20 protein-coding genes are annotated in these 18,214 nt (G+C 67.1%); 9 read left to right on the top strand and 11 right to left on the bottom strand.

The window, feature by feature from the left end; all coding sequences use genetic code 11:
• Positions 1-173: 173 nt before the first annotated feature.
• The 5 genes from MasN3_RS06030 to coxB all read right to left on the bottom strand — a co-directional run bounded on the left by MasN3_RS06030 (position 174) and on the right by coxB (position 4,725).
• Entirely contained in the window at positions 174-1,031 is an 858-nt protein-coding gene (locus tag MasN3_RS06030; RefSeq protein ID WP_281913014.1) for a cytochrome c oxidase subunit 3, read from the bottom strand.
• 174 nt (positions 1,032-1,205) lie between these two features.
• Positions 1,206-1,778, bottom strand: coding sequence for a cytochrome c oxidase assembly protein (locus MasN3_RS06025; RefSeq protein WP_281913012.1), 573 nt, complete (start codon positions 1,776-1,778; stop codon positions 1,206-1,208).
• A 13-nt stretch (positions 1,779-1,791) separates the two neighbouring features.
• Positions 1,792-1,899, bottom strand: coding sequence for a cytochrome oxidase small assembly protein (locus MasN3_RS06020; RefSeq protein ID WP_281913011.1), 108 nt, complete (start codon positions 1,897-1,899; stop codon positions 1,792-1,794).
• Between the two features lie 2 nt (positions 1,900-1,901).
• The gene (gene ctaD, locus MasN3_RS06015) at positions 1,902-3,497 is read right to left on the bottom strand and encodes a cytochrome c oxidase subunit I (RefSeq protein ID WP_281913010.1); all 1,596 of its coding nucleotides are present in this window, start codon (positions 3,495-3,497) and stop codon (positions 1,902-1,904) included.
• 40 nt (positions 3,498-3,537) lie between these two features.
• Positions 3,538-4,725, bottom strand: coding sequence for a cytochrome c oxidase subunit II (gene coxB / locus MasN3_RS06010; RefSeq protein WP_281913008.1), 1,188 nt, complete (start codon positions 4,723-4,725; stop codon positions 3,538-3,540).
• Positions 4,726-4,856: 131 nt separating this feature from the next.
• Between coxB and MasN3_RS06005 the strand changes: the two genes are divergently transcribed.
• Positions 4,857-5,105 (top strand): hypothetical protein, encoded by a 249-nt coding sequence (locus tag MasN3_RS06005; protein WP_281913007.1) that lies wholly within the window; start codon positions 4,857-4,859, stop codon positions 5,103-5,105.
• Between the two features lie 94 nt (positions 5,106-5,199).
• Here MasN3_RS06005 and MasN3_RS06000 read toward each other — a convergent pair whose 3' ends face one another.
• Complete coding sequence (locus MasN3_RS06000) at positions 5,200-6,114, bottom strand: methyltransferase domain-containing protein (protein ID WP_281913006.1); 915 nt, start codon at positions 6,112-6,114, stop codon at positions 5,200-5,202.
• 73 nt (positions 6,115-6,187) lie between these two features.
• Here MasN3_RS06000 and MasN3_RS05995 point away from each other — a divergent pair, with 73 nt between their 5' ends.
• From MasN3_RS05995 to MasN3_RS05975, 5 genes are all read left to right on the top strand, one after another.
• Complete coding sequence (locus tag MasN3_RS05995) at positions 6,188-6,913, top strand: ComF family protein (protein WP_281913005.1); 726 nt, start codon at positions 6,188-6,190, stop codon at positions 6,911-6,913.
• 17 nt (positions 6,914-6,930) lie between these two features.
• Positions 6,931-7,401, top strand: coding sequence for a tRNA (uridine(34)/cytosine(34)/5-carboxymethylaminomethyluridine(34)-2'-O)-methyltransferase TrmL (trmL, locus tag MasN3_RS05990; protein WP_281913004.1), 471 nt, complete (start codon positions 6,931-6,933; stop codon positions 7,399-7,401).
• Between the two features lie 164 nt (positions 7,402-7,565).
• Positions 7,566-8,153, top strand: coding sequence for a PEP-CTERM sorting domain-containing protein (locus MasN3_RS05985; RefSeq protein WP_281913003.1), 588 nt, complete (start codon positions 7,566-7,568; stop codon positions 8,151-8,153).
• 272 nt (positions 8,154-8,425) lie between these two features.
• Positions 8,426-9,754 (top strand): TrkH family potassium uptake protein, encoded by a 1,329-nt coding sequence (locus tag MasN3_RS05980; protein WP_281913002.1) that lies wholly within the window; start codon positions 8,426-8,428, stop codon positions 9,752-9,754.
• Positions 9,747-10,445 carry a potassium channel family protein gene (locus MasN3_RS05975; RefSeq protein ID WP_281913001.1) on the top strand — a complete coding sequence of 233 codons (699 nt, stop codon included), beginning with the start codon at positions 9,747-9,749 and terminating at the stop codon, positions 10,443-10,445. The genes MasN3_RS05980 and MasN3_RS05975 overlap by 8 nt, the downstream gene beginning before the upstream one ends.
• A 12-nt stretch (positions 10,446-10,457) precedes the next feature.
• On the opposite strand, the gene MasN3_RS05970 is transcribed toward MasN3_RS05975, so the two are convergent.
• The 4 genes from MasN3_RS05970 to MasN3_RS05955 form a co-directional block, all read right to left on the bottom strand.
• Entirely contained in the window at positions 10,458-10,826 is a 369-nt protein-coding gene (locus tag MasN3_RS05970; protein WP_281912999.1) for a YgiW/YdeI family stress tolerance OB fold protein, read from the bottom strand.
• Positions 10,827-10,893: 67 nt separating this feature from the next.
• The gene (locus MasN3_RS05965; RefSeq protein WP_281912998.1) at positions 10,894-12,249 is read right to left on the bottom strand and encodes an ATP-binding protein; all 1,356 of its coding nucleotides are present in this window, start codon (positions 12,247-12,249) and stop codon (positions 10,894-10,896) included.
• Positions 12,242-12,904: a response regulator transcription factor gene (locus tag MasN3_RS05960; protein WP_281912996.1), complete on the bottom strand. Its 663-nt coding sequence runs from the start codon at positions 12,902-12,904 to the stop codon at positions 12,242-12,244. The genes MasN3_RS05965 and MasN3_RS05960 overlap by 8 nt, the downstream gene beginning before the upstream one ends.
• An 83-nt stretch (positions 12,905-12,987) precedes the next feature.
• Positions 12,988-13,953 (bottom strand): fasciclin domain-containing protein, encoded by a 966-nt coding sequence (locus MasN3_RS05955; RefSeq protein WP_281912995.1) that lies wholly within the window; start codon positions 13,951-13,953, stop codon positions 12,988-12,990.
• 239 nt (positions 13,954-14,192) lie between these two features.
• Between MasN3_RS05955 and MasN3_RS05950 the strand changes: the two genes are divergently transcribed.
• The 3 genes from MasN3_RS05950 to MasN3_RS05940 are packed head-to-tail and all read left to right on the top strand — an operon-like array spanning position 14,193 to position 17,324.
• Entirely contained in the window at positions 14,193-15,404 is a 1,212-nt protein-coding gene (locus tag MasN3_RS05950) for an efflux RND transporter periplasmic adaptor subunit (RefSeq protein ID WP_281912994.1), read from the top strand.
• Positions 15,405-15,406: 2 nt separating this feature from the next.
• A complete protein-coding gene (locus MasN3_RS05945) occupies positions 15,407-16,609 on the top strand; it encodes an ABC transporter permease (protein ID WP_281912993.1) in 1,203 nt (400 codons plus the stop codon).
• Positions 16,602-17,324, top strand: coding sequence for an ABC transporter ATP-binding protein (locus MasN3_RS05940; protein WP_281912992.1), 723 nt, complete (start codon positions 16,602-16,604; stop codon positions 17,322-17,324). The genes MasN3_RS05945 and MasN3_RS05940 overlap by 8 nt, the downstream gene beginning before the upstream one ends.
• On the opposite strand, the gene MasN3_RS05935 is transcribed toward MasN3_RS05940, so the two are convergent.
• Complete coding sequence (locus MasN3_RS05935; RefSeq protein ID WP_281912991.1) at positions 17,321-18,157, bottom strand: metallophosphoesterase; 837 nt, start codon at positions 18,155-18,157, stop codon at positions 17,321-17,323. The genes MasN3_RS05940 and MasN3_RS05935 overlap by 4 nt on opposite strands.
• Positions 18,158-18,214 lie beyond the last annotated feature (57 nt).

Here is an 18,214-nt window from a genome sequence, read left to right as displayed (position 1 = left end):
GACCACTATAACGTAGGGTGGGCGGCTCTGCCGCCCACGCGTTCAACCGGCGTATGAATAGCCACGAAGCAGGCCAAGATACGTGATTTGAACGCGTGGGCGTTCGTAACTCTGGCCATTGGCCAGAGTTACCCCGCCCACCCTACAAAGGCGGCTATGCCGCCTGCCTTTCTTTACAGCCAGTACACGACGACGTACAGGCCCAGCCACACCACGTCGACGAAGTGCCAGTACCAAGCCGCGCCTTCGAAGCCGAAGTGGTTGTCCGCCGTGAAGTGGCCCTTGAGCACGCGGTACAGGACCACCGACAGCATGATCGCGCCCATGGTCACGTGGAAGCCGTGGAAGCCGGTCAGCATGAAGAAGGTCGAGCCGTAGATGCCCGAGGTCAGCTTCAGGTTCAGGTCGGCGTAGGCGTGCATGTATTCATAGACCTGGAAGCCCATGAAGATCGCGCCCAGCAGGATGGTGGCGAACAGCCAGAACGCGGTCTTCGAGCGGTGGCCGGCGCGCAGGGCATGGTGGGAAATGGTCAGCGTCACGCCCGACAGCAGCAGCAGCGCGGTGTTGATCGTCGGGATCGGGAACGGACCCATGGTCTGGAACCCGTCCACCACGCCGGCCGGGCCGGTATTGCCCCAGGTCGGGGTGAAATCCGGCCAGAGGATCTTGTGGTCGAGGTCGGCCAGCCAGGGCATGCTGACCGCCCTGGCGTAGAACAGCGCGCCGAAGAAGGCGCCGAAGAACATCACTTCCGAGAAGATGAACCAGCTCATCGACCAGCGGTAGGACAGGTCGATGCGCCTGCCGTACATGCCCGACTCGGATTCCTTGATGGCGTCGCCGAACCAGAAGTACAGCACCACCAGGGTGGCGGCGATGCCGGCCAGGCACACTGCCGGGCCCCAGGGGGCGCTGTTGACCCAGCCGGACGCGCCGGCCATGGTGACCAGCATCGACATGCCGGCGCACATCGGCCAGCGCGACGGGCCTGGCACGAAATAGTAGGGCGCGGTTTGTGGCGAACTCATTTTCATCTCCTCATCTACTCTTTGTGTTATCGGGTGATTCTTTTGTGTCGCTAAGAGCGCCCAACAATTCCCCCGATGGCTGCGTTGCATCGTCTCGCCGTACTAGCGTACTGTCTTCGACGATGCGCCTTGCCCTCGGGGTTTTGTTAGGCGCTCTACTCTTGTCTACTGCCCTTACTTGACTGTCGCCGCTTTCGCCGACGCCGTCTGCACCGCGCCGCCGATCTCGAAGAAGGTATACGACAGGGTGATGTTCTTCACCTCGCGCGGCAGCGCCGGATCGATGAAGAAGACCACCGGCATCTGGCGCGCTTCGTTCGCGGCGAGCGTCTGCTCCTGGAAGCAGAAGCATTCCACTTTCTTGAAGTGCGGCGTGACGCTTTGCGGCGCATAGCTCGGGATCGCCTGCGCCTTGACCGCCCTCGCCTGCGTGTTGACCACCTCGTAGGTGACGGTGGTCAGCTCGCCGGGATGCACTTCGATGCTGCGCTGGACCGGGCGGAAGCGCCACGGTCCCTGCGCATTGCCATCCAGCTCGACGACGATCTTGCGGCTCTTGTCGATCTGGGTATTCCTGGGCGCTTCCACGAACTCGCCCTGGGTCAGCACGTTGATGCCGAGTACCTCGCAGATCTGGCGGTACACCGGCACCAGCGCGTAACCGAAGCCGAACATCAGCACCGCCACCACCACCAGCTTGGTCAGGGTGGTGCGGTTCAGCTGCAACAGCCGTTTGCTCGCGCTCATCCCGACGTCCCCCTCAGCTCAGCCAGGTGAACTTGACGAACACGCTGGCGAAGAAGAACAGTGCGATCCCGCCCAGGATCAGGGCGGTACGCAGGTTGTTCGGCTTACGTTCGGCGGACATGATCATTTCACCAGCGGCGGGGTTTCGAAGGTGTGGAACGGCGCCGGGCTCGGCACGGTCCACTCCAGGCCTTCCGCGCCTTCCCACGGCTTGGCCGGGGCCTTGGCGCCGCCGCGGATGGTCGGCAGCACGACCGCGAACAGGAAGTAGACCTGCGACAGGCCGAAGCCGAAGGCGCCGATCGACACGATCATGTTGAAGTCGGTGAACTGGGTGGCGTAGTCCGCATAGCGGCGCGGCATGCCGGCCAGGCCCAGGAAGTGCATCGGGAAGAAGGTGACGTTGAACGTGATCAAGGAAAGCCAGAAGTGGATCTTGCCGCGGCCTTCCGGATACATGTGGCCGGTCCACTTCGGCGCCCAGTAGTAGAAGCCCGCGAACAGGGCGAACAGCGAGCCCGCCACCAGCACGTAGTGGAAGTGCGCCACCACGTAGTAGGTGTCGTGTACCTGGATGTCGATCGGGGTCACGGCCAGGATCAGGCCGGTGAAGCCGCCCATGGTGAACACGAAGATGAAGCCCACCGCAAACAGCATCGGGGTTTCGAAGGTCATCGAGCCCTTCCACATGGTGGCGACCCAGTTGAACACCTTCACGCCGGTCGGCACCGCGATCAGCATGGTGGCGTACATGAAGAACAGCTGCGAGGTCACCGGCATGCCGGTGGTGAACATGTGGTGCGCCCACACGATGAAGGACAGGATCGCGATCGAGGCGGTCGCGTAGACCATCGAGGCGTAGCCGAACAGGGGTTTGCGTGCAAAGGCCGGGATGATCTGCGAGACGATGCCGAAGGCCGGCAGGATCATGATGTAGACCTCGGGGTGGCCGAAGAACCAGAAGATGTGCTGGTACATCACCGGGTCGCCGCCGCCGGCCGCGTTGAAGAACGAGGTGCCGAAGTGGCGGTCGGTCAGGGTCATGGTGATGGCGCCGGCCAGCACCGGCATCACGGCGATGAGCAGGTAGGCGGTGATCAGCCAGGTCCAGCAGAACATCGGCATCTTCATCAGGGTCATGCCCGGCGCGCGCATGTTCAGGATGGTGACGATGATGTTAATGGAACCCATGATCGACGAGGCGCCCATGATGTGCATGGCGAAGATCGCCATGTCCATGCCCGGACCCATCTGGGTCGACAGCGGTGCGTACAGGGTCCAGCCGGCCGCGGTGGCGCCGCCCGGCACCAGGAAGGAGCTGGCCAGCAGGATCGCCGCCGGCGGCAGCAGCCAGAACGAGAAGTTGTTCATGCGGGCAAACGCCATGTCCGAGGCGCCGACCTGCAGCGGCAGCATCCAGTTGGCGAAGCCCACGAAGGCCGGCATGATTGCGCCGAACACCATCACCAGGCCGTGCATGGTGGTCAGCTGGTTGAAGAACTCGGGACGGAAGAACTGCAGGCCCGGCTCGAACAGTTCGGTGCGGATCATCAGCGCCAGCACGCCGCCCGAGAGCAGCATGATGAAGGAGAACCACAGGTACAGGGTGCCGATGTCCTTGTGGTTGGTGGCGAACAGCCAGCGGCGCCAGCCGTGTGGATGGTCGTGCGCGTGGTCGTGGCCGTGGTCGTGTGCGTGATCGATGGTGCTGGTAGTCATGTCGATTCCCTGAAGCTTAGATAGCTAACACAGTGCTACGTTATTTGCTGCGGGCAGCCAGCACTTCCGCCGGTTGCACGATGTTTTCCGCAGCCTTGTTCGACCAGGTGTTGCGGGTATAGGTGATCACGGCGGCGATCTCGGTGTCCGACAGCTGCTTCCAGGACGGCATCGCCGACGGATAGGCCGGGGTGTCCTGGCCGTTGAGCAGGATCTCGATCTGGTGCGCCTTGGGGCCCAGCACGTTCGGCGAGCCGTCCAGCGGGGCGAAGGCGTTCGGCACGCCCTTGCCGTTGGCCTGGTGGCAGGCCACGCAGTTGGCGGCGTAGACCTGCTCGCCGCGGGTCTTCAGTTCGTCGATGGTCCAGACCTTGTTCGGGTCGTCGGCCAGGGCGGCCATGCGCTTCTTCTCGCCGGCGACCCAGGCGCTGTAGTCCTCGGCGGACACCACGCGCACCACGATTGGCATGAAGGCGTGGTCCTTGCCGCACAGCTCGACGCAGTTGCCGCGGTAGACGCCGATCTTGTCGGCCTTGAACCAGCCGTCGCGCACGAAGCCGGGAATCGCGTCCTGCTTGATGGCGAAGGCCGGGATGGTCCAGGCGTGGATCACGTCGTTGGCGGTGAACACCATGCGGATCTTCTTGCCGACCGGAACCACCATCTCGTTGTCCACTTCCAGCAGGTAGTTCTCGCCTTTCTGCTCGGTGGCCGGCTGGCCCGGCAGGCCGATCTGGGCGCGCGGCGTGGCCAGGTTGGACAGGAAGGAAATGCCCTCGCCTTCGCCGTTCAGGTAGTCATAGCCCCATTTCCACTGCATGCCGGTGGCCTTGATGGTGATGTCGGCGTTCGAGGTGTCCTTCAGGGCGACCACGGTCCGGGTGGCCGGCAGGGCCATGCCGATGACGATCAGGAAGGGAACGATGGTCCAGGCGATCTCGACCGCGGTCGATTCGTGGAAGGTGGCGGGCTTGTGGCCGAGCGACTTGCGGTGCTTGAACACCGAATAGAACATGACACCGAATACGCCGACGAAGATCACCAGGCAGACGATCATCATCCAGTTGTGCAGGTCGTAGATGTCGGCGCCGACGCCGGTCACGGGGGTCTGCATGTTCAACTGGTGTTCCTGAGGCCGGCCCGTGATTTCCGGAGCCGCCCATGCTGGGATGCCGGCCGTTGCTGCGAGGCCGAACATCCAGGCCCCAAGTCGCGATGCGTATGTCATGTTGTCCCCAACCACCCAAAATAAAAATATTTTTTAACGGTCGACAGCTCCATGAACGAACTGGCGCCGCTCCGAAACGTAATTCGCAGAACGGTTCATACCAGTTACCGCGAAATTGCGCTGCGGAATCGGTGGGAACCTACACGCTGGGGGCTGGTCGCTTCGTGCTACCGGCCATCAGCGGCTCTGCTGATGCTGCAATTCATTTCTCGTTGTATTTCTATTTTTGCGCCGGGACTGCTGCTTTTTTCAGCGTTTTTCTCGTCCAGACGACAAAAATAGCTACTGATTATAATCAAATCAGTAATTTTTATTCAAGGAAAATCGGGTGCCTGTGGGCATCTCGAAAAACCGTTGCGAGCGGCGGCAATGGTGGTTGAGAAGCGCAGCTGTACTGAAAGTACAGCGAGCATCGCAGACCGCCAGTGCAACGCGCAGCAGGTTTTTCGACATGCCTATTCTTGCCGGGGGTTATTAGGGCCTGCGTGGCTGGAAACGCACGATCGCCTCCCCGGCCGCGGTGGTGCGCGGGGCCGGGAGGAAAGCGTGTCCATAGATGACCTCGAACGTCAGGCCGAGCTTGCCGTCGGGGCGGCGCTGCGCCTCGAAGGCGTCGAGCATGCGCTTCCACGCCGCCTGCCCGATCAGGCCGCGCCGGCGCGTGTCGAGCGGATTGCCGCCGAAAGCGCGCACGTCGGCCAGCAGTGCCGGAACGTCGTCGTAGGTGACCGTGATGCGTTCCATGTCCATGACCGGGGTCGAAAACCCCGCCTCCACCAGTTGATCGCCGAAGTCGTGCATGTCGACGAAAGGCAGCGTGTGCGGCGTGTCGTCCATGGCGGCAAAGGCGCTGCGCAGCTCGACGAAGGTGTCCGGGCCGAAATTCGAGAACATCAGGAGCCCGTCCACCCGCAACGCACGCCGCCATTCCGCGAACACGCGGTCCGGCTGCGGGTGCCAGTGCAGCGCCAGGTTCGACCACAGCAAATCGAGCGAGTTCGTCCCGAAAGGCAGATTGCCGAAGTCGCCGCACACGACGTCGACGCCGGCCTTGGCCGGCAGCAGGCGGCTGAGCATCTGGTTCAGCGAGCGGGTGGCCGGCGCCGGCGCTTTCGCGGCCGTGGCCATGGCGGGCGCGGCCTCGATGCCGAGGATCTGGGCGGCCGGATAGGTCTTCTGCAGCAGCGCCAGGTCGCGCCCTTCGCCGCAGCCGGCATCGAGCACCTGCTTCGGCGCGATCTTCACGAGCTGCAGGCGCTCGTGCATGCGCCCGGCGACCTCGCGGCGCAGGAAATCGGAGAGCTGGATGCGGCCGGGCCGGGCGAACAGGGTGCGGACGCGCGCGAGGTCGATCGGCGCGCTCATGCGGGAAGGTTGCGATGAAGCCATGGTGGTGAAGCGCTCAGTGCGATAACTTGGTGAGATAATGGCGGAGTGTACATGCTCCTGTGGATTCGAGTAGATGCCCCTGCTTTTCCACTCCCTGCTGCCGCGTTGTCTGCAGGCGCTGCTGCCGTCCAGCTGCGTGCTGTGCGGCAGCCTGGGAAAGGACGCCGTCTGCCCGGCCTGTACCGAGGCCCATGCGCGGGATGTCCATCCGCGCTGCCCGTGCTGCGCCAACCCGGTGGGCGGCCATGACGCCGGGCGCCATTGCGGCGCCTGCCTCGCCGATCCGCCGGCCTTCGACGCTACCGTGGCGGCCTGCGACTATGGCGCCCCGGTCGACCGCCTGGTGCTGCAGCTGAAGTTCGGCGGCCGGCTGGCGCTGGCGCCGTGGATGGTGGGCCGGCTGCACCAGGCCGTGCTGGCGCGCGGCCCGGACTTGCCGGCGCTGCTGTGCCCGGTGCCGCTGGGGCCGCGCCGCCTGGTCGAGCGCGGCTACAACCAGGCGCTCGAACTGGCCCGGCCGCTGTCCGCCGCGCTCGGCATTGCGCTGGCGCCGCGGCTGCTCGAGCGGCAGGTGGAAACGGCCGCGCAGTCGGGCGCGGCGCCCGGCCAGCGCCGCCGCAACGTGCGCGGCGCCTTCGCCCTGGCCGACGGCCAGCCGGCCCTGCAAGGCATGCACGTCGGGGTGGTCGACGACGTCATGACCAGCGGCCACACACTCGATGAACTGGCCGGCGTGCTCAAGCGCGCCGGCGCGGCACGCGTCACCAACCTGGTGTTCGCACGCACGCCGCCCCACTGATTGAAGGAGAACTTGTTTTGTTTCACGTCGTCCTGGTCGAACCAGAAATTCCGCCGAATACCGGCAACGTCATCCGCCTGTGCGCCAACACCGGCGTCCAGCTGCACCTGATCGAGCCGCTCGGCTTCCCGCTCGACGATGCCAAGATGCGCCGCGCGGGCCTGGACTACCACAATTACGCGAGCATGAAGGTGCACAAGAACTGGGAGGCGTTCCTGCAGGACGCGCAACCGGACCCGGCCCGCATGTTCGCGCTGACCACCCACGGCTCCTCGCCCTTCGCGAACGCCAGTTTCCAGCCGGGCGACGTATTCGTCTTCGGCGCCGAGTCGCGCGGCCTCGACCCGGCGCTGCGTGAGCGCTTCCCGCCGGCCCAGCGCATCCGCCTGCCGATGATGCCGGACAACCGCAGCCTCAACCTGTCCAACACGGTGGCGGTGGTCGTCTACGAGGCCTGGCGCCAGAACGGCTACGCCGGCGGCTTGTGATGATCCGCCTCGAGCATTCCTTACGGCAATGTTACAGATTGTCGCAAAGCCACGACACAATGTAGAAATATCCACAATATAGCGCGACAGTATCTGGCGAACAGGAGTAGGGTGAGCAGGTGACGTTGTTGATCGGCGCCCCTGTTTTTTGCTCGAGGTTTGACATGAAGAAGTTACTTTCCACCGGCGCCCTGCTCCTGTGCTGCACCGCCGCCTACGCGGACGTCGCCCACGCGGCCCCCGGCGACACCATTTCCTGGGTTTTTTCCTTCAACGGTTTCTACGACAGCGTGTCGAACAGCTTCCTGCCCGAGGAAGTCATCGCCGGCTCCTTCAAGGGCCATGACCTGAACAGCAACGGCCTGCTGGAAAAGGACGAGCTGCTGAGCCTGGTCGTCGGCGAACTCGACTATATTGCCTGCGCCGCCTCCAGCAACGCGTTCTACCAGTGCGGCGCCACCAGTTTTTCCTTCTCCCAGGATGCCGGCCTGCACTTCAGCGTGGGCAGTTATGGCCAGGATCCCGAAGGCTGGGTCGGCGGCGGGCGCCTGATCACCACCGGCGACCAGCACTACGCCTACGAATTCAGACCCAACCAGACCCAGGAGCGCCACCTGTACTGGACCAGCGATACCCGCCTGACCATGATGTCGCAGGCGCCGGAACCCTCGACCTGGGCCATGCTGGTGGCCGGCCTGGCCGGCCTGACCTGGCGCGCGCGGCGCCGCCGGGGCGATGGGATATTTCGCTGAGCAATGTAGGGTGGTCGGCTTCGCCGACCGCGCGTCCAGCTCCCGGATGCACTGTGGCGAAGCGTTTTTTCGTTGAATGCGCGGTCGGCAGAGCCGACCGCCCTACGATAAGCGCCAAGCGAGGACGGTTTTTGCGGCACCCTCCCCGCGCCGTGTGTTAGGGTTCGGGTGATTTCTGGCAATGAGTGCCGCCGACAAGCGGCCAGGCCTCACGACACCATGGACTTTCGAACCGATACCATTCCGCCGTGCGCGCCGCAACGGACGCGCGCATGAAGACACTCATCCATCCCGCACGCGCGGTCGCGCTCGGCTTCCTGCTGGCCAGCGTGGCCGGCACGCTGCTGCTCATGCTGCCGGCGGCGCGCGCCGACGGCCTGCCGGCGCCGCCCCTGGTCGCCCTGTTCACCTCGGTCTCGGCGGTGTGCGTGACCGGCATGGCCATCGTCGATACGGGCACCTACTGGTCCGGCTTCGGCCAGGCCGTCATCATGTTCCTGTTCCAGCTCGGCGGCTTCGGCCTGATGACTGCCGCCACCCTGCTCGGGCTGATGGTCAACCGCTCGCCCAGGCTGCGCACCCGCATGATGACGCAGACCGAAACGCGCCTGCTCGGGCTCGGCGACATCACCAGCGTGGCGAAGATCGTGTTCAAGGTCGCCGTGATCTGCCAGCTGCTGCTGTTCGCGGTCCTGCTGCTCAGGCTGCACTTCGGGCATGGCCTCGCCTGGGCCGATGCCGCCTGGGGCGGGCTGTTCCACGCCGCCTCCGCGTTCAACAATGCCGGCTTCTCCACCCATGCGGACGGCCTGATGCGCTACGCCGGCGACGCCCTGGTGCTGGTGCCGATCATGCTCGCCATCGTCATCGGCGGCATTGGCTTTCCCGTGCTGCACGACCTGCGCCACCGCTGGCGCGACCCGCGCCACTGGTCGCTGCACACCAAGCTGACGCTGACCGGCTCGCTCATCCTGTTGCTGGGCGGCTTCCTGGCGATTATTGTGTTGGAATGGAACAATGTGCGCACCATCGGCCCATTGTCTCTTTTCGATAAACTATTGAACAGCATGTTCATGTCGGTGTCGGCCCGCACCGCCGGTTTCCATACGGTGGACATCGGCGCCCTCACGCCCGAAACCTGGGCCGTGCACTACTTCCTGATGTTCATCGGCGGCGGCAGCGGCGGCACCGCGGGCGGCGTCAAGGTCGGCACCATCGCCATCCTGGCCCTCCTGGTGATCGCGGAAGCGAAAGGACACACCGATACCGAAGCCTTCGGGCGCCGGGTCGGCGCCTCGGCCCAGCGCCAGGCGATCACGGTGCTGGTGCTGGGCAGCATCATCGTCGCGGTGGGTACGGTGATCCTGCTGCGCATCACGCATTTCCCGACCGACCAGGTCATCTTCGAGGTGATCGCCGCCTTCGGCAGCGCCGGTCTGTCGACCGGCATCACCCACGAGCTGCCGCCGGCCGGCCAGCTCCTGCTCGCCGTGCTGATGTTCATCGGCCGCGTGGGCACCATCACGCTTGCCACCTCGCTCGTGCTGGGCGAACGGCGCATGCCTTATCGTTATCCGGAGGAACATCCAATTGTTGGGTAGGATTTTTACAGAGCAGTTCGCCTTCTCGGCGAGCGACAGCGTGGTCGTCATCGGCCTGGGACGCTTCGGCGGCGCCGTCGCCCAGTCCCTGATGCGCCTGGGACACGACGTCATGGGCATCGACCAACGCGAAGACCTGGTGCAATTCTGGGGCGACCGCCTGACCCATGCGGTGCAGGCCGACTCCACCAACGAGAGCACCATGCTGCAGCTGGGCGTGGCCGATTTTTCGCATGCCATCGTGGCGATCGGCTCGGACCTCGCGGCCAGCCTGATGACGCTGATGGTGCTGACCGAACTGGGCATCAAGGACATCTGGGTCAAGGCCCAGACGCCGGACCACGGCCAGATCGCCCAGCGCATCGGCGCCCATCACGTGATCTTCCCGGAAGCGGACATGGGCGCGCGCGTGGCGCACCTGATCACCGGGCGCATGATGGACTTCATCGAATTCGAGGACGGCTTCGCCATCGCCAAGATCCACGCCCCGCCCGACACCCACCACCAGATCCTGGCCGAGTCGCAGGTGCGCACGCGCCACGGCGTCACGGTGGTCGGCGTCAAGCGCGCCAACGAGGATTTCCAGCACGCCCAGCCGGAGACCCGCATCCTGCCGGCCGACCTCCTGATCGTGTCGGGCCCGACCAAGAAGATCGAGCTGTTCGCCAGCGGCGGGCGCAAGCGCAAGTAAGGCGCTGGCGGCTTACTTGCCCACTACTTTGATCTGTTTGACCTCGAAGCTCGATTCGCCGAAGGTCTCCTTGTCGAATTCGCCGCTCAGCTCGACCACGGTGTTGTGGTCGATGCTCACGCCTGCCGGGAACAGCTCGGGCTCGATCTCAACGGTGATCTTGCCGCTGGCGTCGGCGAATTCATAATCGTCCCCGCCCTTGTGGCTGAGCAGCTTGCCCTGCAGGCGCGCATGCTGGTCGTCCTTGCCCTTGTCGAGCAGGGCCTTGGCGCTCATCAAGGGAACGCTCGACGGCCCGGTGTAGCCGGCCGGCTGGCCGACGGCGAAGGCCGATGCGGCCAAGAGGGTGGTGATGGCGGAAATCTGGACAATACGTTTCATGGTAGCTCCTGGTCTGGATAATCGAAAAGACACAGGGGTATTACACCGGCCGGACATTAAACCGATCTTAAGACGGCGGCCAGTCGAGCGTCACACCCAGCCCCCGCCCCGCCAGGCCCGGTCCGAACGCCAGTTGGGCGCCATGCAGCTCGGCGATGCGCCGCACGATCGACAGGCCGAGGCCGTTGCCGCCCTCCTCTTGCCCGAGCACCCGGAAGAAGCGCTCGCCCAGGCGCCGCAGGCTGGCCGCATCGACGCCGGGGCCGTCGTCGCGCACGGCGATCCGGTCGCGGCCCGCATGGCGCAGCGCTTTCACCTCGATGCGGCTGCCGGCCGGGCAATAGCGCAGCGCGTTGGCGACCAGGTTGCGCAGCACGATCTCCAGCATCTGCGGGTCGGCGCCGACCGCCGCGATGCTGGCCTGGAAGCGCAGCGCGATGCCGCGCCGCGCCGCCTCGGCCGCGAACTCGGCCTGCATGCCGTCGAACAGCGGCTGCAGCGCCACCGCCTGGCTCGCCAGCTGGGCACGCGCCAGCGGATCGAGGCGCGCCAGAGCCAGCAGGCTGTCCACCAGCGCGGTCAGGCGCCCGATGTCCTGGCGCAGCTTGTGGAAGGACTCGGCCAGGCCGGGATGCTGGCGCTGCAGCAGCTGCACGTGCATGTGCAGGCCCGCCAGCGGCGTGCGCAGCTCGTGGGCCGCGTCGGCCGTGAAGCGCCGCTCGGCCTGCAAGGCCTGGTCCAGGCGTCCCAGCACTTCGTTCAGCGCGCCCACGATCGGCAGCAGTTCGCGCGGCTGGCCGTCGAGCGCCACCGGCGCCAGCTCGCCCGGGGTCTTGGCGGCGATGCTGGCGGCGGTGCGGCGCAGCGGCGCCAGCACGCGCCCGGTCAGCCACCAGCACAGCAGCGCCAGCAGCAGCAGGATGCCGAGCGCCGGCAGCCACAGGGCTTCCGCCAGGTCTTCCAGGATCTCGAAGCGCTTGCCGGCGCGCTGGCCGACCTGCACCTCGAAACGCCGCGCCCCGTCGCGCACCACGAACACGCGCCAGGCTTCGGCATCCACCCGCAGGTCGATAAAACCGTGTTCCTCGTCGAAGCCCTCCACGAAGGGACGCGCCGGGGCGCCGGCGCTGCGCTGGACTACCTGCCCGCCGGCCACCACCTGGTATTGCATGTCGACCCGGCGCACCCCGCCCCCTTCCATCGGCGGCAAGGGCGCCAGCAGGCCGCGCGCATCGAGGTCGGTGGTGGCGGCCATCAGCATGTACGCCGACTCTTCCAGTGCGTCGTCGAACACTTCGCCGGTCTCCTGCCAGGCGATCGCGGTCAAGGTCCCGAGGCCGGCCAGCCACAGCACCGTGCTGGCGGCCAGGATGGCGGCCAGCAGGCGCCGCCGCAGCGACCAGGGTTCGGCAGGCTTATGCACTTTCTTTGAGCCGGTAGCCCAGGCCGCGCACGGTGACGATGCTGTCGCTGCCGAACTTCTTGCGCAGGTTGTGGATGTAGACCTCGATGGCGTTGCTCTCGACTTCCTCGCCCCAGCCGTACAGGCTTTCCTCGATCTGGGCGCGGGTGACGATGCCGTTCTTGCGCTGCAGGAGCGCGAGCAGCACGTGGTATTCGCGCGCCGTCAGCGCCACCGGCTGGCCGTGCAGGCTGGCCTGGCGGGTCTCCAGGTCGAGCGCGATCCCGGCGTGCGCCATCAGGTTGCTGGCCTGGCTGGCGCCGCGCCGCACCGCCGCCCGGATGCGCGCCGACATCTCCTCCAGCTCGAAGGGCTTGACCAGGTAGTCGTCGGCGCCGAGGTCCAGGCCCTCGACCCGGTCGGACAGCGCATTGAAGGCGGTGATCAGGATCACCGGCACGGTGTCGCCGGCCGCGCGCAGGCTGGCCAGCAGCGCGTCGCCCGCGAGGCCGGGCAGCCCGCGGTCGAGCAGCACGCAATCGTAATGGTGGGTCGCCAGCGCGGTGCGCGCCGAGTCGCCGCGCCGCGCCCAGTCGACCGCGTGCCCGTCGAGCCGCAGCCAGGCCTGGATGGTGTCGCCGAGCGAACTGTCGTCTTCGGCCAGCAGGATGCGCATCGATGCCTTTTATCCGTGTCGGTAGCCGCATCTTGCCACGGATGGCGGGGCGCCGGGCGCACGGCGCCCCGCCGGGTGCGCGCTTACAGGGTGGGGATCAAGACCTTGTCGACCACGTGGATCACGCCGTTGCTGGCCCTGACGTCGACCGCGGTGATGCGCGCCGGGACCGCGGTGGTGTCGCGGATGGTCGGCGGGGTGCCGGCCGAGATCACGATGTTCTGGCCGGCCACCGTCGCCACCGGTGCGCCGAAAGGAATCTGCGTGGAGAGCACCTGGCCCGACACCACGTGATAGGTCAGGACGGTGCGCAGCTGGGCCGCAGTCAAGCCTTGCGGCGCGGCGGCAAACGCCGTGTTCGTCGGCGCGAACACCGTGAACGGGCCGGCGCCGGCCAGCGTGCCCTGCAGGTTGCTCGCCACCACGGCGCTGACGAGCGAGCTGAAGACTGGATTGGCCTGGGCCATCTGCACGATGTTCAGCACGCCGGGCGGCACCAGCACCTTGTCGACCACGTGGATCACGCCGTTGCTGGCGCCGACGTTGGCGGTGGTGACGGTGGCGCTGGTCAGGGCGGCGTCGGTGATCTTCACGCCGCTGCTGAAGTCGAAGTTCAGGCGGCTCGGCGCGCCGGCATAGGTGTAGGCGGTCTGCTGGGTGGCGCCGCCCGCGGCCAGGTCACCGGAAGCCTTGCGGCTGGTCAGCACGTGGTAGTTCAGGATGTTCTGCAGGGCGCTGGCCGGCAGTGCCTCGACCATCGCCGTCGCGCTGGCGAAGCCGAGCCGGGTGGCCAGGTCGCCGAATGCCTGGTCGGTCGGCGCAAACACGGTCAGCTGGGCATTCGGGTCGGCCAGCGTGGTGGCGATGCCGGCCTTGCTCGATGCCGCCAGCAGCGCGCTGAAGCCCTGCTCGCGCGCGACGTCGGCGATGTTCTTCTGCATCGCGACCGGCGCCATGTCCTCGTCGTCGTCGCTGCTGCCGCATCCGGCCAGGGTGCCCGCGAAGGCAAAGACCACCAGCCCGTATTTGAAGAAACCTTGCAGTGTCATGTCAGTTCTCCGGTGAAGTGATACATCATGGTTAAGTTGTAGACGCAAGCGGTTCACTACGGTGTTCTGACATTAAATATAGGTTCATAAACGCGACGCACGTTTAAAATTTCATATAAAACCGGGTCAGCGAAGGGACATTGCTTGTCTATACCGGCTTTTTTTTGGGACAGGCTACCCGCTTCCGCTGCGGTCCTTCGTTTAGAATAATGCTCATCAATTCCAACAAAAAGAATGCCGTGAAACGACGCCGACTGCTCATGATTGCCTCCGTCCTGATCCTGGCCGCGCTGGCCTGGTGGCTGCTGCACGGCATGCGCGGCCCGGCGCTGGCCGCCTACCAGTTGCGCGAGCGGCCCATGGTGCAGACCGTGGTGGCCACCGGCCGGGTGGCGGCGGTATCGCGCGCCCAGGTCGGCAGTCCGCTGACCGCGGTGGTGCTCGAGCGGCGCGTGCGCGAAGGCGACGCGGTGCGGCCGGGCGACGTGCTGGCGGTCCTGCGCGCCGACGACCTCGAGGCGGCGGTGCGCGAAGCCGAGGCCGAGCTGGCCCAGCTGCAGCAGTCGACCCGGCCGCAGGCCCAGGCCAGCCTGCGCGAAGCCGAGGCGCGGCTGGCCCAGGCAAGCCGCGAAGCGGCGCGCCGGCGCGACCTGTTCCAGCGCCAGATGATCACGCGCGAGGCCATGGAACAGGCGCAACAGGCCGAGACCGTGGCCCGCATCGCGGCCGAGCAGGCGCGCCTGGCGGCGCGCGCGCTGGTGCCGGGCAATCCCGGCGAACAGGCGGCGCGCGCGCGGCTCGCCAATGCCAGGGCCCAGTTGGCCAAGACCACGATCCGCGCCGAAGTCGCCGGCACCGTCCTGACCCGCAACGCCGAGCCGGGCGACCTGGTGCAGCCGGGCCGCATCCTGTTCGAGATCGCGCGCGCGGGCGACACCGAGATCCTGGTGCCGGTGGACGAGAAGAACCTCGAAGTGCTGGCCGTCGGCCAGGGCGCCGTCTGCGTCGCCGACGCCTATCCGCTGCAGCCCTTCGGGGCCCGGGTCGATTTCATCGCCCCGGCCGTCGATCCCCAGCGCGGCACCGTGGACCTGCGCCTCGCGGTCGATCCGGCGCCGGCCTTCCTGCGCCAGGACATGACGGTCTCGGTGAACGTCGAAACCGGCCGGCGCGCCAGCGCCATCGTGGTGCCGAACGACGCCCTGCTGGCGGTGCAGGGCCGGCAGGCCGAGACCTGGGTGGTGGCGGACGGCCGGGCCGAGCGGCGCCGCATCCAGCTCGGCCTGCGCGGCCTGGTCCAGACCGAAGTCACGGCCGGCCTGCGCGCCGGCGACTGGGTGCTGGCCGATCCGCCCGCCACGCTGCGCGCCGGCGACCGGGTACGCCCGGCGCCGGCCGCGATGCCGGCCGACTCGGCCACCCGCAGGGAACTGCCGGCCAGGCTGGACTGATCATGTGGCTCGAGTGGACCATCGCCACCCGGTTCCTGCGCGAAGGCCGGGCGCAGAGCACCCTGATCCTGGTGGGGATCGGCGTCGGCGTCGCCGTAATTGTGTTCCTGACCGCCCTGATCAACGGGCTGCAGGCCAACATCATCGACCGTACCCTGGGTACCCAGGCCCACATCAAGGTCCAGCCCACCGAGGAGCACAACCGGATACTGGCGCCGGCGGCCGGCACCACCCAGCTGGTACTGGAGAGCAAGCGCGCCCAGCGCCTGCGCTCGATCAACAACTGGCAGGAGGTGCGCGACGTGCTCGACAACCTGCCGCGCATCACGGCGGTCTCGCCCCTGATCTCGGGACCGGCCTTCGCGCGGCGCGGCGACGCGCTGGAATCGGTGGCGCTGGTGGGCATCGATCCGCCGCGCTACCAGCGCATCATCCCGATCCAGCAGGACATCGTGGAAGGGGCCTTTCGCATCGGCGCGGGCGACGCTGTGATCGGCCGGCAGCTGGCCAAGGATCTCGGGATGCGGGTCGGCGACAAGCTGCGGCTCGATGGCGGCCAGGGGCGCGAGAGCGTGGTAAACGTGGCCGGCATCTTCGAGCTGGGCGTGCGCGAGCTCGATGCGCGCTACGTCTACCTGGACATGAAGCAGGCCCAGTCGCTGCTCGACCTGCCGGGCGCCGCCACCGTGATCGACCTGACCGTGGACGACATCTTCGCGGCGCGCGAGATCGCCGCGCGCACCGCCCGCCTGACCGGCCTGAAAGTGGAGAGCTGGATGGAGACCAATGCACAGCTGGTGAACGCGCTGCGCTCGCAAAGCCTGTCGACCCGGATGATCAGCACCTTCGTGGCCCTGAGCGTGGCCCTCGGCATCGCCAGCGTGCTGTCGGTCAGCGTGGTCCAGCGCACCCGCGAGATCGGCATCCTGCGCGCGATGGGGATCACCCGCGGGCAGATGCTGCGCGTGTTCCTGGTGCAGGGCGCGCTGCTCGGGCTGGCCGGTTCGCTGCTGGGCGGCGGCGCCGGCTACGCCCTGGTGGGCGCCTTCAATACCTTCGGGCCGAAGCTGTTCACCATCCCGCTCGATCCCGCGCTGCTGGCGGGCGCGGCGGCGCTGGCGACCGTGACCGGGATCGTGTCGGCGGCGGTGCCGGCGCGGCGCGCGGCGGCCCTCGATCCGGTGGAGGCGATTCGCCATGTCTGAACGCGATCCCGCGCACGACGCCGGCCAGGAAGTGCTGCGCCTGGACGGCCTGCGCAAGAGCTACAACGTCGGCAAGCCGACCGAGGTCGAGGTGCTGCACGGTATCGACCTGCGCCTGGAGCGGCGCGACTTCGCCGCCCTGGTGGGCGCCTCGGGCTCCGGCAAGAGCACGCTGCTCAACCTGATCGGCCTGCTCGACCGGCCCACGGCGGGCGAGCTGTTCCTGCTGGGCGAGCCGACCAGCGCCATGGACGATGCCCGCCGCACCGCCCTGCGCGGCGGCACCATCGGCTTCGTGTTCCAGTTCCACCACCTGATCCAGGCCTTCACTGCGCTGGAAAACGTCCTGATGCCGCTGATGGCCGTGGGCGGCAAGCCGACCCGCGCCCAGGCCGATCACGCCCGCGCCCTGCTGGCGCAGGTGGGACTGGCGGGCATGGAAGCGCGCAAGCCCGACCAGCTGTCGGGCGGCCAGCAGCAGCGCGTGGCGGTGGCGCGCGCCCTGGTCACCCGTCCGGCCCTGCTGCTGGCGGACGAACCGACCGGCAACCTCGACAGCAAATCCGCCGCCGAAGTGTTCCAGCTGTTCCGCCGCTTCAACCGCGAGTTCGGTTGCGCGGTGCTCCTGGTGACGCACGATCCGCGCCTGTCGGAGCAATGCGACCGCACCATCACCCTGGTGGACGGCCGCATCGAGAGCGACAGCATCGCCTAGGCCGGCTTTTTTTCGGCCAGCATGCTCGTTACCATGGGCTGGGTGCCCGCATCCCAGCGCGCCAGCACACGCTGCGGACAGCGTCCGAAGAGCGTCGCCAGGGCGCCGTCTTCCCAGCGGTTCAGCGCGAAAGCCGGCTCGCCCTGCTCCACCAGCGGCCGGCCGTCCGGCTGCCCTCCCATCATCGACGCGAAGCCCAGGCTCAGGTCCGAGGACGAGGACGGACAAGTCACGACCTGCCGCCCGCGCCAGCGGAACACGCCGCCCAGGTGCACGTGGCCGCTGCAGATGCCCGCGACCTGCGCTCCCTGCAGGGCGCCGTCGAGACGGGCGATCCAGTCCTGGCACGGTCCCGGGTCGATCCACGGAATGCCGACGTCGACCGGAGGATGGTGCAGGAAGACCAGCAGCGGCGCACCCTCGCTGTCTTGCACGGCCTGGCGCAGCCAGCCGGCGCGCGCTTCGCAGAAGGCGCCGCCGTGGCGGCCTTCTTCCAGGGTGTCGAGCACGACGACCTGCAGGGCGCCGAACGCGCTGCGGCTTTGCACGAAACCATCGGCGGCATGCACCCCGCCGAACACGGCTTGAAAGTGCGCGCGGCTGTCGTGGTTGCCCAGCGCGAGACGCACCGGGCGCGGCCAGCGCGCCAGCGCGCCCTGCAAATGCCGGTAGCTCTCCAGCGCGCCATCGTCGGCCAGGTCGCCGCTCAGGACCAGCAGATCGGGCGGCGGCTGGAGCGTGAGCAGGTGATCGAGCACGCGCTTGAAGCGCGCCAGGTTGGGATGCCCGGGATCCGCGTGCAGGTGCAGGTCGGTGACTTGGGCGATCAGCATGCGGACTCCTGTCTGTCTAAGGTCCGGCAATCTTGCCACGAAATGCACAACGCCCGG

Origin of the sequence: Massilia varians, from assembly GCF_027923905.1 — a bacterium.
Classification (GTDB): Bacteria; Pseudomonadota; Gammaproteobacteria; order Burkholderiales; family Burkholderiaceae_D; genus Telluria; species Telluria varians_B.
The sequence above is the reverse complement of the archived record's forward strand: the minus strand, read 5'-3'. Positions and strand labels throughout refer to the sequence as shown.